Annotated in this window: 10 protein-coding genes; 3 read left to right on the top strand and 7 right to left on the bottom strand. The window is 48.8% G+C overall.

Annotated features, from left to right (window positions below; genetic code table 11):
- Window positions 1-35 precede the first annotated feature (35 nt).
- On the bottom strand, window positions 36-407 hold the full coding sequence (locus QZT80_RS25885; protein ID WP_295129144.1) for a DUF1304 domain-containing protein: 372 nt from the start codon (window positions 405-407) through the stop codon (window positions 36-38).
- Window positions 408-493: 86 nt separating this feature from the next.
- On the opposite strand from QZT80_RS25885, the gene QZT80_RS25880 reads away from it, so the two are divergent.
- Entirely contained in the window at window positions 494-997 is a 504-nt protein-coding gene (locus QZT80_RS25880; protein WP_295129142.1) for a pyridoxamine 5'-phosphate oxidase family protein, read from the top strand.
- A 58-nt stretch (window positions 998-1,055) separates the two neighbouring features.
- Here the strand turns inward: QZT80_RS25880 and QZT80_RS25875 are convergent, their stop codons facing one another.
- The gene (locus QZT80_RS25875; protein ID WP_295129140.1) at window positions 1,056-2,048 is read right to left on the bottom strand and encodes a phosphotransferase; all 993 of its coding nucleotides are present in this window, start codon (window positions 2,046-2,048) and stop codon (window positions 1,056-1,058) included.
- A gap of 107 nt (window positions 2,049-2,155) precedes the next feature.
- Here QZT80_RS25875 and QZT80_RS25870 point away from each other — a divergent pair, with 107 nt between their 5' ends.
- The gene (locus QZT80_RS25870; protein WP_295129138.1) at window positions 2,156-2,464 is read left to right on the top strand and encodes a helix-turn-helix transcriptional regulator; all 309 of its coding nucleotides are present in this window, start codon (window positions 2,156-2,158) and stop codon (window positions 2,462-2,464) included.
- On the opposite strand, the gene QZT80_RS25865 is transcribed toward QZT80_RS25870, so the two are convergent.
- A complete protein-coding gene (locus tag QZT80_RS25865; protein WP_295129136.1) occupies window positions 2,461-3,486 on the bottom strand; it encodes a cytochrome d ubiquinol oxidase subunit II in 1,026 nt (341 codons plus the stop codon). The genes QZT80_RS25870 and QZT80_RS25865 overlap by 4 nt on opposite strands.
- Window positions 3,487-3,490: 4 nt before the next feature.
- Window positions 3,491-4,825 (bottom strand): cytochrome ubiquinol oxidase subunit I, encoded by a 1,335-nt coding sequence (locus QZT80_RS25860; protein WP_295129135.1) that lies wholly within the window; start codon window positions 4,823-4,825, stop codon window positions 3,491-3,493.
- Between the two features lie 192 nt (window positions 4,826-5,017).
- Between QZT80_RS25860 and glgX the strand changes: the two genes are divergently transcribed.
- The gene (gene glgX, locus QZT80_RS25855; protein ID WP_295129133.1) at window positions 5,018-7,147 is read left to right on the top strand and encodes a glycogen debranching protein GlgX; all 2,130 of its coding nucleotides are present in this window, start codon (window positions 5,018-5,020) and stop codon (window positions 7,145-7,147) included.
- On the opposite strand, the gene treY is transcribed toward glgX, so the two are convergent.
- The 3 genes from treY to malQ are packed head-to-tail and all read right to left on the bottom strand — an operon-like array spanning window position 7,144 to window position 13,168.
- Window positions 7,144-9,810 (bottom strand): malto-oligosyltrehalose synthase, encoded by a 2,667-nt coding sequence (gene treY / locus QZT80_RS25850; RefSeq protein ID WP_295129131.1) that lies wholly within the window; start codon window positions 9,808-9,810, stop codon window positions 7,144-7,146. The two genes, glgX and treY, sit on opposite strands and share 4 nt — an antisense overlap.
- 4 nt (window positions 9,811-9,814) lie before the next feature.
- Window positions 9,815-11,629 (bottom strand): malto-oligosyltrehalose trehalohydrolase, encoded by a 1,815-nt coding sequence (gene treZ, locus QZT80_RS25845; protein WP_295129129.1) that lies wholly within the window; start codon window positions 11,627-11,629, stop codon window positions 9,815-9,817.
- A gap of 27 nt (window positions 11,630-11,656) precedes the next feature.
- On the bottom strand, window positions 11,657-13,168 hold the full coding sequence (gene malQ, locus QZT80_RS25840; protein ID WP_295129127.1) for a 4-alpha-glucanotransferase: 1,512 nt from the start codon (window positions 13,166-13,168) through the stop codon (window positions 11,657-11,659).
- Window positions 13,169-13,612: the final 444 nt, after the last annotated feature.

Below are 13,612 nucleotides of genomic sequence, written 5' to 3'. Positions count from 1 at the left end.
TAATATACGGAGCAACATTTATTTTCTCCCTGGACCTAACGGTAACGGATAATTAAAGCAATAATGATAGCGATAATGGCAGGTAACGCCTGCACGTAGAAGATCTTTTTGCTGGCGGTAAAGGCGCCGTATATACCTGCAACAGCTACACAGGCCAGGAAAAAAAGACGAACATTCATTTCCCAGTTCGCATCATCAATAAAAAAACTCCACACCAGCCCCGCCGCCAGGAAGCCATTGTACAAGCCCTGGTTTGCCGCCAGCGTTTTAGTGTCTTTAAATAATGGTTTGGGGAAGTTGGTAAATACTTTTGGTGCGCGGCTTTCCCAGGCAAACATTTCCAGCCATAGTATATAAACATGGAAGAAGGCAATGACAGAGACTAAAAAGTCGAGCAGTATTTGCATAAGGACAGATTTAATGCTAAAATAAGCGTTTGACCGCAGAATGCGGCATGGAACAATCTTTGTACCTCTACCCAAAACGGATGACCATGAGCATAGAAAATCTTTCAAATACAGAAGCAGTAAAGAAATTGCAGGACCTGGTAGAAGCCGCTAACATTTGCATATTTGTAACTAATCTTTCCCAAACCCCGCTTGCTTCGCGCCCCATGAGTACTCTTAAGGTGGATGATGAGGGCTGCCTTTGGTTCTTCAGCAAAGAAAATACAGAAAAGGAACACGAGATCAAAAACGATAACCGTGTGCAGCTCTTCTATTCCAATAAGAACAGCTCGGAATACCTCAGTGTTTATGGCGAAGCCGAATTACTGAAAAACAAGGATAAGGTGGAGGAACTGTGGAGCCCTGTAGCCAAAGCCTGGTTTACGGAGGGAAAAGACGATCCTACCATTGAGATCATCAAAGTGATACCTAAAGATGTGTATTACTGGGATACTAAGCACAATAAAGCCGTATCACTGCTAAAAATCGCTGTAGGTGCCATTACGGGCAAACGTATGGACGACGGTGTGCAGGGCAGGCTGAAAGTATAAATGTGGCCATATAGCTACAAAACGGGAGTACGGCCTCAGCTGTACTCCCGTTTTGTTATTATTGCAACATCGTTATCTGATCTCTCATATGTTTAGCGAACGTCTTTAAATGGCGCTCCCCAAAGAAGGTATTTGACCAGTCGTCGTAATTCAGGTAATGGAACTCGAGGTAGAATAAAAGAAAAGTAAAGCTCAGGTAGGGCATCGCTTTTACTTCATCCTCGCCCAGCGGCCTCACCGTCCGGTAAGCCGCCACCAGCCTGTCCAGCTGCCTTTTGGCTTCTTCCAGGGTAATGCGTTTATTAACCACATGAAAAGTGTAATGCGTATACAATGATACCAGGTCGTACACCAAATAACCCTGCCCCGCAAAGTCAAAATCGAACAGGGTGAAGCTATTATTGTCGTCAAAGAAAAAGTTCTTGGGAAAATAATCGAAGTGAACGTAACCGTAGCTGAATGCCTGCGTGTTAAAGTCTTTTAACGCCATCAACACCTCTTCTGCTGTTTCTCTCAACATCGCATAGTCCTCCGGGTATTCGGCGTAGGCTACCGCCAGGTTCTTCAGCGGGCGCATCACCGTGGTATCGGTATCGTATACCGGCCTTTCGTGCTGGAGTTGAAGGTTGGCGGTTACGTTGTGATTGAAGGCCATTTCGCGGCCTAATACATCCAGCTGCGCATCGGTAAGGTCGATGTATGATTTACCCTTTGCGAAGTGGGTAAGTACGCCGTGACGTGTGCCTTCGGCTGCCTGGAACGATTCAACGGTTTTACCGGCGCGGTTCTTTACTGCAGTGGCAATGCGGGCACCTTCCTGCTGCAGGATATCCATCAGTTCCAGCTCGCCCTGGATAGCCTCCAGCGAGCGGTGCATATCGCGGTAAACCTTAAAAATGAACTTACCTTCTTCTGCTTCGATTACATAGGTATCACTTACGCCACGCACGAGGTAACGGCAGCTGCGTACTTTGAGGCGGTAACTGTCTGCAATACGATGCTTAAGCGCAGATGCTGACAGCGTTGAATACTGGGTCGGAAAAATTTGCATATCGGAAACTAATAATAATTGAGGGGCCTCAAAAGTAGTGATAAAAATCCATATCTCATCAGCAAATGGCACATCCTGTAACCAAAAGGTATCACTACATTTGCAGTATGAGAAGAGATGTATTCCAGGCCATAGCCGATCCCACCCGGCGGGAGATCATTAATATGCTGTCGGCACAATCCCTGAACCTGAACGCCATCGCCGGCAACTTCGAGATCAGCAGGCCGGCGGTATCAAAACATATCCGTATCCTTACCGAGTGCGGATTGGTAGTGATCAAACAACAGGGCCGTGAACGTTTTTGCCATGCGGACCTGCATAAACTAAAGGAAGTGGCCGAGTGGACGGCGCAATACCGCAGTTTCTGGACCGGTAAACTGGACGCGCTGGGCAGCTTCCTCGATAATCAGCCCTAATGTGCTTCCTCTACCCCATTCCCGTTTTTCTGCTGAAAACTATAGATCAGGTAAAACAGCGCCGGCAGGATAAAAATACTTCCCAGCAATAAAGCCCAGCCGAGCGAAGCAATGGTTTTATCATGACCGTGATGCTCCATCAGCGACAGGTAACCACCGTTCGTAAACAGCACAATACGTGGAAAGTGATGCCAGGTAACCGCAAGCAGGATCATCGTAACCTGCGAACCCGCCAGTAACCGCAGTATTTTTGTTTTCCCCTTCCGCAGCAGGTACCACATCAGCACCAGTGAAAGCGTAGCAGCGATAATCGAAAATACACCTACCAGGTTGCCAAATATCCAGTGCATTAAAGGAATACCTTCAAAATGAGCTGCGGTAAATACCAGCGCACCGCAAATCACGGCCGCAATATTCGAGCTTTGTGTTTTATGGATAAACCGTCGGCGGTCCATTTCATTGTCGGTTTCACCAATAAGGTATACAGCCGCCAGGAAGGCACAAATAGCCACGGTAAATAGACCTACGGCTACCGTGAACCAGTCGAGCCAACTGAACACATACGCATCCAGGAAGTTACCGGCTGCCGGGTTAATTCGTCCGCTCACGGCACTACCTGCAATAATGCCCAGGAACAGCGGTGTTACTACGCTCGACCAGGTAAAGATGCGGTTGTACACAGTTTGCCAGTCGTCCACCACCGCATCGTGATGCCTGAAAGCAAAAGCGGTACCGCGCGCAATAATCCCCATCAACATCACTGTTAACGGGATGTGCAGGTACACCGACATGGTGGAATAGATAGCCGGGAACCCCACGAACAGGATCACAATGGCGATAATGAGCCACATATGATTAGCCTCCCAGATGGGACCTATGGCCTGGTACATGGTTTTACGGGTACGGCTGCGGTTCTTTTCGGACGTAAACAGTTCGATAATGCCTGCTCCGAAATCGGCGCCGCCCAGCAATAAGTATAACAAGATAGATGCCCAGAGGAAAGTGATCACTACGTACAACATGCCTTTAGTGCTTTACAGGGTTTTCGGAAGAAGGTACATCGTACAGCTTATCTACCATCCTTATTTGCCGGTACAGCATAAAGGTTACGATAGCGGCCAGTGATACGTATACACAGGTAAACAGGTAGAAAGAATAAGCAATACCGGGCATGGGCGTTACCGCATCGGCCGTGCGCATTACGCCATGAATGATCCAGGGCTGCCTGCCTACCTCAGTGACCGTCCAGCCGGCTTCTACGGCAATAAAGCCCATTGGTGTGGCCAGCACGAAAAATTTAAGCAGCCACTTACTTTGCAGCCAGCTTTTCTTTTTCCAGAGAGCAATGAAATAAAGGATGGCGAGCAATACCATCACCATCCCTAAACCTACCATAATCTGGAAAGCATAGTGAGTAATGGCCACCGGGGGATGCTCGTCCTCGGGTATCTGGTCGAGCCCCTTTACTTCTGCCTTAAAATCTCCGTGCGCCATGAAGCTAAGCATACCTGGCAGCTTAATAGCGTATTTAACGGTCTTATTTTTTTCATCAGGAATACCACCTATGATCAGCGGCGCGCTTTGCTGCGTTTCGAAGTGTGCTTCCATGGCCGCGAGCTTGGCGGGCTGGCGTTTGGCCACGTCTTTAGCGGAAATATCACCGCTCAGGGGCTGCAAAACTGCCGCTACGCAGGCAAAGATGGCGGCAATTCGGAAGGATTTGGTATGGAACTCTATGTTTTTACCCTTCGCGATCATCATGGCATGTATACCGGCCACGGCGAACCCGGTGGCTACAAACGCGGCCACCGACATATGCAGGGCCTGGGAGAACCAGGCATCGTTAAACATCGCGGCAATGGGATCGATATTGAGATATTCGCCATTTACATAATCAAAACCGGCCGGACTGTTCATCCACGCATTGGCGGCTACTACCAGGATGCCTGATACCAGCCCGCTTACCCCTACTACTACGCCGGTAAACCAGTGAAACCAGCGGTTAAACCTGTTCCAGCCATACATGAAAAAGCCCAAGGCAATCGCTTCTATGAAAAAGGCCGTGCCCTCCAGGGAAAAGGGCATACCGAAGATGGGGCCTGCATGTTTCATAAAAGTGGGCCACAACAGTCCCAGCTCAAACGACAACACGGTGCCCGATACAGCGCCGGTGGCAAAAAAGATAGCCACCCCCTTACTCCAGGCCTTGGTGATGTTCTTATATACCTGCTTGTTCGTTTTTAACCAGTAAAAGTGCGATACGGCCATAAAGAACGGCATCACCATCCCAATACAAGAAAAGACAATGTGAAAACCAAGCGACAGGGCCATCTGCGAACGGGCGGCGAGAAAATCGTTCATATGCGTTTGTTGATAGTAAATGCGCTTGTAAAATTATTAACAATGGACATTCGACGAACTGACAAATATCAGTTTGAAACAAATATAATCGCAAAAATCGTGTTATCACAGCCAATCGTCCATGCCTTTCTTTTACTCATGCAGCTCCCGGCATCATAGTTGTGAACTCTACCCGAACATATATCGTTGCTTATGAACATGATCGTTTACCCCGGCAATCCCTACCCGTTAGGCGCCACCTGGGATGGAAAGGGAGTTAACTTCGCCCTTTATGCGGAAAATGCCACGAATGTGGAAATCTGCTTATTTAAATCAGCCAAGGATGAAATAGAATATACTAAGATTAAAATGCCTGAACGCTCACACCACGTATGGCATGCATATATACCTGACATCAAACCCGGACAGCTTTACGGCTTTCGTGTACATGGCCCCTATGAACCCCTAAATGGCCTACGCTTCAACGCCAACAAACTGTTGATTGATCCATATGCCAAAGCGATAGCTGGCGTTATAGACTGGCATGATGCATTATTTGGGTACGAAGTAGGGCATGAAGAAGAGGACCTGAGCTTTAGTGAACTGGACAGCGCGCCTTTTATTCCGAAATCGGTGGTGATTGATCATGCTTTCGACTGGGAGGGAGATAAGCCGCTTAAAACACCGTATCGCCAAACGGTGATTTACGAAATGCATGTAAAAGGATTCACTAAACAACACCCCGATATTCCGGAGGAGATAAGAGGCTCCTACGCAGCCATCGGTCATCCTGTAACTATTCAATATCTCAAGGATCTGGGAATAACGGCTGTGGAACTGATGCCGGTGCATCACTTTATTGTCGACAGGCACCTGCGCGATAAAGGCCTTACGAACTACTGGGGCTATAATACTATCGGCTTCTTTGCCCCCGATGTCCGCTACTCTTCCAGTGGCGTTACAGGCGAACAGGTAACGGAATTCAAACAGATGGTAAAGGAACTGCACAGGGCAGGCATCGAAGTTATTCTCGATGTAGTGTACAACCACACTGGCGAAGGTAATCATATGGGCCCTACGCTCTCTTACAGGGGTATCGATAATCCGGCGTATTACAGGTTAACGGAGGAGAAACGCTATTACATGGACTATACGGGCACAGGAAATACGCTTAACGCCCGCTTGCCAAACGTACTCCGGCTGATCATGGACAGCCTGCGCTACTGGATACTGGAAATGCATGTAGATGGGTTCCGGTTCGACCTCGCGGCCACCCTGGCCCGCGAACTGCATGAAGTAGACCGCCTCAGTGCCTTTTTCGATATCATTCACCAGGACCCGGTTATATCACAGGCCAAACTGATAGCTGAGCCATGGGATATTGGTGAAGGTGGTTACCAGGTGGGGAAATTCCCCCCGGGCTGGGCAGAATGGAATGGTAAGTACCGCGACTGCATCCGCGATTACTGGCGTGGCGCCGATAGTGTGTTGGGGGAACTGGCCGAACGTTTCACCGGCAGCTCTGACCTTTACAAAGAAGACTATCGCCGACCCACTGCCAGTATTAACTTTATTACCGCGCACGATGGATTTACATTGCATGATCTCGTATCCTACAATGAAAAACATAACCACGCCAACGGGGAAGATAACAACGATGGTGAAAGCCATAACCGCAGCTGGAACTGTGGGGAAGAAGGGCCCTCGGACGACCCCGTGGTGAACGAACGCCGCGCGAGGCAGAAGCGTAACCTGCTTACCACCTTATTTCTTTCACAGGGCGTACCCATGATGGTAGCCGGCGATGAGATGGGACGTACGCAGGGAGGAAACAACAATGCATACTGCCAGGATAACGAAATATCATGGTTGCATTGGGACAAGATGGATAATGACTTGTTATCGTTTACCCAAAAACTCATTCACTTCCGGCTCGCCCATCCTTCCTTTTGCCGCAAAGGATGGTTCAGGGGCCAACCTATAAAAGGCATCGGGGTGGAAGATATCGCCTGGTTCCTGAACGATGGTGGCGAGATGACAGAAGAACACTGGAATGCACACTACGCCAAAACACTGGCCGTATTCCTGAACGGACGATCGCTGCACACCATAGGCTCCAAAGGAGAAAAGATCATAGATGATAGCTTCTATATCATCTTTAATGCTCACCATGAACCCATCGATTTCAAACTGCCTGTTGCCACATACGGCAAAGATTGGCAGGTGGAAATAGACACTGTAAATAGCAATGTGGATGAACGCCTTTATAAAGCAGAAGAGACCATCCAGGTGGACGGTCTCACTATTGTAGTATTATCACATAAAGTACTTCGCCCCGGTTAATGTACGCTTACCAGCAGGGCTGCCGGAAACTTCTGTAAAACGGATAACGGCAGCCTTGCATGGGTAATGCTCAACAACTCTCCCGTAAACACGTTCTTCCATTTAGACGGCGCTGCGTCGGCCAGTATCACATAATCCTTCTCTGTAATTTCGTTAGCCGGTGCCGCTACCAGCGGTGTTACCACTACTACCCACCCGCTCCTGTTACGGCGTGCATAGGCCAGCACATTACCTGGCCTGTTCGTACTCAGCGGAATATAATCACCGTCGGTAAACAAAGCCGGATGCTCTTTACGCAGGTGCAGTGATTTCCAGGTGAGGTACAATTTGGCTAAACCACTGTCTTTATTTTCGGCAATTAAACTTAACTGGTTATGGGTATTACTGCCTTTTTGTAACTGCGCCAGCCATTGTTTGCGCAAATCATAATCTACATCGCGCCGGTTGTCGGGATCTACGAAGGATAAATCCCATAACTCACAGCCCTGGTATATATCGGGCACACCGGGCGCGGTGAGTTTCAGTAATGTCTGCGCAAGCGAATAGTTATAAGCCAGTGGAGCGATGTGCGCGTAAAATTTTTGCAGGCTTTCCACGAACGCCGGAGCAGCGAGTATACCACGAATAAAAGTGGTGCAGGCTTCTTCGTATTTAATAGCTGGTTCTCCCCAGTTACTGGTTACCTTGCCCTCCCGCAGGGCTTTGATAATGTAGTCGCAAAGCCGGTTGGTATAGTGTTCGGTAACCTTACCGCCGGCGGGCAGACCTGCCAGTATCGACTGGTAAATGAAATATTCATCGTTCGGTTGCGGCGCTTTTTTATCTTCTTCCCCACTAAAAAAATCTGCATTCATAACATGCCACTCCTGCGACTGCTGCAGCCATAAGTCGGATACCGCTGTTAAGGTATTCAGGCGGATTCGGGCATCCTCACCTCTTTTGGTATCGTGGGTAGCCGTAGCGTTTAAAGACAGGGGGAACAGGTATTGCCGTGAAGACATCTGTTTATGAAAAGCTTCCGCAGTAAAAGGTGCTGCACCGGGCGAATCGCCTACTTCATTGCGGGAAATAAGTGCGTTATACTGATAAAACACTGTATCCTCCACACCTTTCGCCGTTAAAGGCCCTGTTACCTGCATCAAACGTTTGAACCAGTTAAGCAGGTTATCATTAAACTTTTTATTGTTGACGGGTTTGTCCCACCAGCCCTGTATGATGTCCAGTATACTCTCCAGCGAACGTTCCTTTACTTTGGCTTTTTCCATGGTTTCGTTCAGGATGGTGATATCTTCCGGCGATGGCGGCCACTCCTGCGGATACAGGCGATACACGGGCAGGTATAACATAAACGCTGCCAGGGCAGGTTTAAACTTTTTGCGGTCGATACCCTCCGCTAATTTAAGCTGATAGGCGTAGTGTACGAGGCGTTCCAGTTCGCCGCCCATATACTTTTCCAGCATTGCTTTTTTCTTACGGAATACCAGGTCGTTGTAATCGGCCAGGTCGGCAAACTGCCCGCGGTAGTAGCGCGATAGTTTTTCCATGCCGGCGTTGTCCGTTAACAGCTGGTTTACCTTTGCCAGGAATTCGTAACCACTGGTACCTTGTAAGGCCCAGCGTTCGGGCATGCTTTCGTCCTGTTCCAGTATTTTTTCAGCAATGATATAACAGTTGTTGCCAAACAGGCCACGCAGGCGGTCGATGTATTTTCCCGGCTCTTTTAGTCCATCAATATGATCGATGCGCAGGCCATGCACCAGGTTTTCGCGGTACAGGCGGTGCAGAAAGGAGTGATATTCGTCAAACACCCCCTGATCTTCCATACGCAGGCAAATCAATTCGTTTACGGTAAAGAAGCGGCGGTAATTGATCGTACTATCTGCATCTTTCCAATAGTGAAACTGGTAGTAAGCATTTTTAAGCAGGGCCTTCAGCAGCTGGCGATTACCATTCACATTTTCGGCAATACGCATCGGCAGCTCATTATCAGCTCCATTAAACAGTTTTTCTTTATAGGATAACCAATCCTTTAAGGGCAAACCAATGATATCCTCATCCCGTAAAGAAACCAGTAGTTGTTGTAAACGCAGCTGATCCTGCTGATCGCCTGCCGCCTGCATCAGCACGTCGTAGGCCTGCAACGAAAGCGGGTAATTTTGTCCGTTACATTCCAGCACAAAACCATTAGCGGTAGCGGCGAGTTTGATGTCCTCAAAGCTTTCCTCCAGTGGTTTACCAAGGAAGGGCACCATCAACTTACCGTTAAGTCCGGGTGCCGGGTGCTGCCAGTCTATATCAAAAAAGTTATAGTAGGGCGAATGCGGGCCCCGTTCCAGCACATCCGCTAACCGTTGGTTGTTCATATGAAAGGCCATATGATTGGGCACAATGTCCTGTAGCCATGTAATGCCTTTCTCTTTCAGTTTTTTACTGATGTTACGAAACTGTTCTGTAGTGCCAATAGCCGTGCTTATCTGCAACGGATCGCATACATCGTAACCATGCAAACTGCCGGGAGCAGCTTCGAATACAGGGGATGCGTAGATCGTTGTAATACCCAGCTCCGCTAAATAATCGATGATGTTTTCCAGTTGCGAGAACGTAAACCGTTCGTTAAATTGTATCCGGTAAGTTGCACCGGTTATGTTGATGTCATTTTCCATAGTTTCAGATCATTTCGTACACCACAGCTGCTAAGGGCTGTAAATTGATAATTCCTCCGGGCGCTACCTGTTCAGCGGCTTCTACCCCATTACCATTCCATTGTACCAGTGCCGAGTCGCTTATTTTTTTTAAGCGGTAGCCTGGTGCTGGCGCGCATGTTTGTTCCGTTTTACTGAAGTTCAGCAGTACCAGCAGCCTGCCGCCGCCTGATACCCTTTCAAAGGCCAATACAGCCGAATGGTACACGGGATGCACCACCATATCATCACGTGCATCGCTTCGCATGGCGGCATGCGTTTTACGGAGGCTGATGAGATGGCGATAGTATTCGTACAAAGGCGTTTGCGTATTCCAGCTTAATATGCTGCTACGAAACAACGCTTCATCCTGCGGATCGGGTGCTTCTTCTTCTCCATGAAAAGCAGCGAATTCTTTTTTTCTTCCTTCCCGTACGGCTTTGATCAGTTCTTTATCACTGTGACTGGTAAAGTAGCTGAACGCATTGGTTTCGCCGTACTCTTCTCCCATAAATAACAATGGCACATAGGGCGAAAGCAACATGGCCGCTGCCGATAGTTTCAGGGCCTCTTTGTCCACCAGGCTGCTCAACCTTTCCCCCTTCATCCTGTTGCCTGTCTGATCATGGTTTTGAATGAACACTACAAACTGCCCGCAGGCGAGTTGTTTCGGCGATGCGCCGAAACGCCTTTTGCGGTGGTTGGAGTACTGCCCGGTGTAAGCGTAACCATTTTCAAGCACGGTAGCCAGTTGCTCGGTTTCTCCAAAATCTTCATAATATCCGTTCCTTTCGCCGGTAAGTACAGAATGCAGGGCGTGATGAAACTCGTCGCTCCACTGCCCGCCCAGGCCATAACCACCTTCAGTAACCGGTGAAATATACCTGGGGTTATTCAGGTCTATTTCAGCGATCAGCACTTTCTTTCTCCCCGTACGCTGTTCCAGTTCTTTTACCACGACCGACAGTTCCTGGGTGATGTGTACGGCGCTGCAATCCCAGTAGGCATGCACTGCGTCCATACGCAATCCGTCGATATGGAATTCATCGAGCCACATTAATGCGTTCTGTATAAAATATCCCCGCACACCATCACACCAGTTATCATCGAAGTTGATGGCCGATCCCCATGGGGTTCGGTACTTCTCTGTGAAGTAAGGACCAAAGTCATTAAAGTAATTCCCTTCCGGCCCCAGGTGATTGTATACCACGTCCAGCAGTACCGCTATACCTTTTTCATGCGCGGCGTTCACAAGTTGTTTTAAACCTTTTAAGCCGCCATATGAATTTTGTACAGCAAAAGGAAATACGCCATCGTAACCCCAGTTGCGGGTACCCGGAAACTGTGCTACGGGCATTATCTCTATGGTGTTTATACCAAGATGCAGCAGCTCGTCGAGCCTGCTGATAATGCTATCGAACGTGCCTTCCGGGGTAAAGGTGCCTGTGTGTAATTCGTAAATCAGCATGTCCTTCAACGCTATCCCTTTCCAGCCATGATCGCTCCAGTTAAAGGCATCGGTGTCTGTCACTTCCGAATCACCGTGTACGCCATCGGGCTGGCTGCGGGAAGCGGGATCGGGACGGTGCAGTTCACCGTCCAGCAGATAGTGATAACGCAGGCCACTGGGGCAGCCCGGCATGGAGTATGACCAATAGCCCTCTTCTTCGGGCAACATATCTAATTGTTCTGTAACGGGAGATGAGATAACCAGTTCGACTCTTTTTCTGAAAGGCGCCCACACCCTGAACTCACATATGCCGGCATTCAACAAAATGGCTCCTGCTTTTGGATATGTCATCGTTAATTATTTCTGTTGTGTATACAATTACTGCGCCCGGTCAAAAGGATCACGATCATACACCGCCGTTAGTTCCTTTAAACTATGCGCCACCGTTTCGGTAAGCTGCTCCGTAAGCATACGCCAGCGCCAGTTGGGTCCGTCGCCGGCAGGTTTGTTCATACGCGCATCGCCGTCGAGCCCCAGGATATCCTGCATGGGCAATATAGCGGTATTAGCCACAGAGGCATAAGCCATGCGGTTTAACACCTGGTGTACATCTTTATCCGACGGCTTGCGGCCGGCGTAAATTGTAAGACGGCGGCGGTCGTTACGATCTGCGTCCTGGAAAAACCATCCCCTTGTAGTATTGTTATCGTGGGTGCCGGTGTATACGAAAAAATGCGGGGCATGCTGATGTGGAATATGGGGAGATACGGGCATATCTTCCCCAAATGCGAATTGCAATACTTTCATACCTGGCAACCGGAACCTATCGCGCAACGCATACACTTTATCATCTATCTCGCCAAGGTCTTCAGCCACGAAAGGCAATTCTTTCATTTCTTTCTGCAACAGGTGAAAAAGATCTTCCCCAGGCCCTGCCATCCATTCGCCATGCTCGGCCGTTGCTTCGCCTGCCGGTACTTCCCAGTATTCCGCAAAAGCGCGGAAGTGATCGAGCCGCAGCAAATCGAACCATTCCATGTTGCGGCGAATGCGTTGCAGCCACCAGTCATAACGTGTTTCATGCTGGTGTTTCCAATCGAAGATGGGCATGCCCCATAATTGTCCCTTATCATTGAAGTAGTCGGGCGGTACACCTGCCACTGCCAGCATTTCGCCTCCAGGTCCCAGTTTAAACAACGCTCTGCCTGCCCACACATCTGCCGAATTATGGCTTACATAAAATGGCAGATCTCCGAATAACAGCACGTTTAAACTGTGGCAATAGCCTTTTAATCCCTGCCACTGCCGGTCGAAAATGAACTGCGCCCACTTCTCCCGCCTAACGGCCTCCTCATCGGCCGGCCCTTCGCTCCTGCTCTTAAACTTTTCCGGCCACTCGTACCACGGTTTACCTTTACACCCAGCCTGTATTACTGCAAACGCAGCGTAGTCGTCGAGCCAATAAGATTGTGCTTTACAAAATGCTTCAAACGCTGCCTTTAAATGTGCAAAATCGCCTTCGATAAACTTGTCGTATGCCCGGGCGAGCAGCTTACCTTTTATCAGCCTGGCCGCCTTAAAATCAGCCTTCCTGTTTTGCGGCAGTGCATGCGCTTTCAGATCGCCCGCTTCCAGCAATCCATCTTCTACCAGGCAATCGGGACTAATTAGCAGCGTATTACCGGCAAAAGCCGACAGCGCACTATAAGGAGAAAAACTACTGTTATCGGTGGGATTAAGCGGTAATACCTGCCAGTACCGTTGTTTACTGCGATGAAGAAACCTTGCGAATTCCCGGGCACCATAGCCCAGGTCGCCCACGCCAAACTGCGAAGGCAATGAAGTAATGTGCATTAAAACGCCTGCGTTACGCTCCTGCCGATGATCCATATTCCTGTTGGTTTTAAATGGCCCTTGTTCAATTGCATAATTACGGGGCTGATATTCTACATATAACAAAATAAAATCTGTGCCAGTTGCACGGTAGAGGTGTTTATTTTGAAGACTGCGGAATTGAATGGTGTGATCGGGATAAAGTGTGGAGGTAATACAACGGGCAAATATAAAAGCCGCCGGGTGTGGCGTAACCTGTGTAGTTTATTATTGGGTTAACATACTGGGAAAGCCCATTTAAAGATATATTTTTGCCATGTGAATACCGGAATGTAAAGTATAGCATGATGAATGATCCGAAGAAGGCGCGTCTAGCCATTACACTTTTCTTTTTTATTTCTGGCTTCGGCTTTTTCTCCTGGGCTTCCAGGATACCTGACATACAGCGTAAGCTGCAACTGAACGAGGCGGAACTGGGTAGTGTGCTGTTTGCCCTGCCGC

The sequence above is a fragment of the uncultured Chitinophaga sp. genome (genome assembly GCF_902168175.1).
In the GTDB taxonomy this organism is placed as follows: Bacteria; Bacteroidota; Bacteroidia; order Chitinophagales; family Chitinophagaceae; genus Chitinophaga.
Note: the sequence above shows the minus strand (reverse complement) of the source record. Positions and strands in the feature narration are given on the sequence as shown.

What these genes read in the sequence shown, in the direction of transcription:
- malQ (WP_295129127.1), bottom strand. Translation starts at nt 13,168, where the DNA reads ATGGATCATCGGCAGGAGCGTAACGCAGGCGTTTTAATGCACATTACT.
- treZ (WP_295129129.1), bottom strand. Translation starts at nt 11,629, where the DNA reads ATGACATATCCAAAAGCAGGAGCCATTTTGTTGAATGCCGGCATATGT.
- treY (WP_295129131.1), bottom strand. Translation starts at nt 9,810, where the DNA reads ATGGAAAATGACATCAACATAACCGGTGCAACTTACCGGATACAATTT.
- glgX (WP_295129133.1), top strand. Translation starts at nt 5,018, where the DNA reads ATGAACATGATCGTTTACCCCGGCAATCCCTACCCGTTAGGCGCCACC.
- QZT80_RS25860 (WP_295129135.1), bottom strand. Translation starts at nt 4,825, where the DNA reads ATGAACGATTTTCTCGCCGCCCGTTCGCAGATGGCCCTGTCGCTTGGT.
- QZT80_RS25865 (WP_295129136.1), bottom strand. Translation starts at nt 3,486, where the DNA reads ATGTTGTACGTAGTGATCACTTTCCTCTGGGCATCTATCTTGTTATAC.
- QZT80_RS25875 (WP_295129140.1), bottom strand. Translation starts at nt 2,048, where the DNA reads ATGCAAATTTTTCCGACCCAGTATTCAACGCTGTCAGCATCTGCGCTT.
- QZT80_RS25870 (WP_295129138.1), top strand. Translation starts at nt 2,156, where the DNA reads ATGAGAAGAGATGTATTCCAGGCCATAGCCGATCCCACCCGGCGGGAG.
- QZT80_RS25880 (WP_295129142.1), top strand. Translation starts at nt 494, where the DNA reads ATGAGCATAGAAAATCTTTCAAATACAGAAGCAGTAAAGAAATTGCAG.
- QZT80_RS25885 (WP_295129144.1), bottom strand. Translation starts at nt 407, where the DNA reads ATGCAAATACTGCTCGACTTTTTAGTCTCTGTCATTGCCTTCTTCCAT.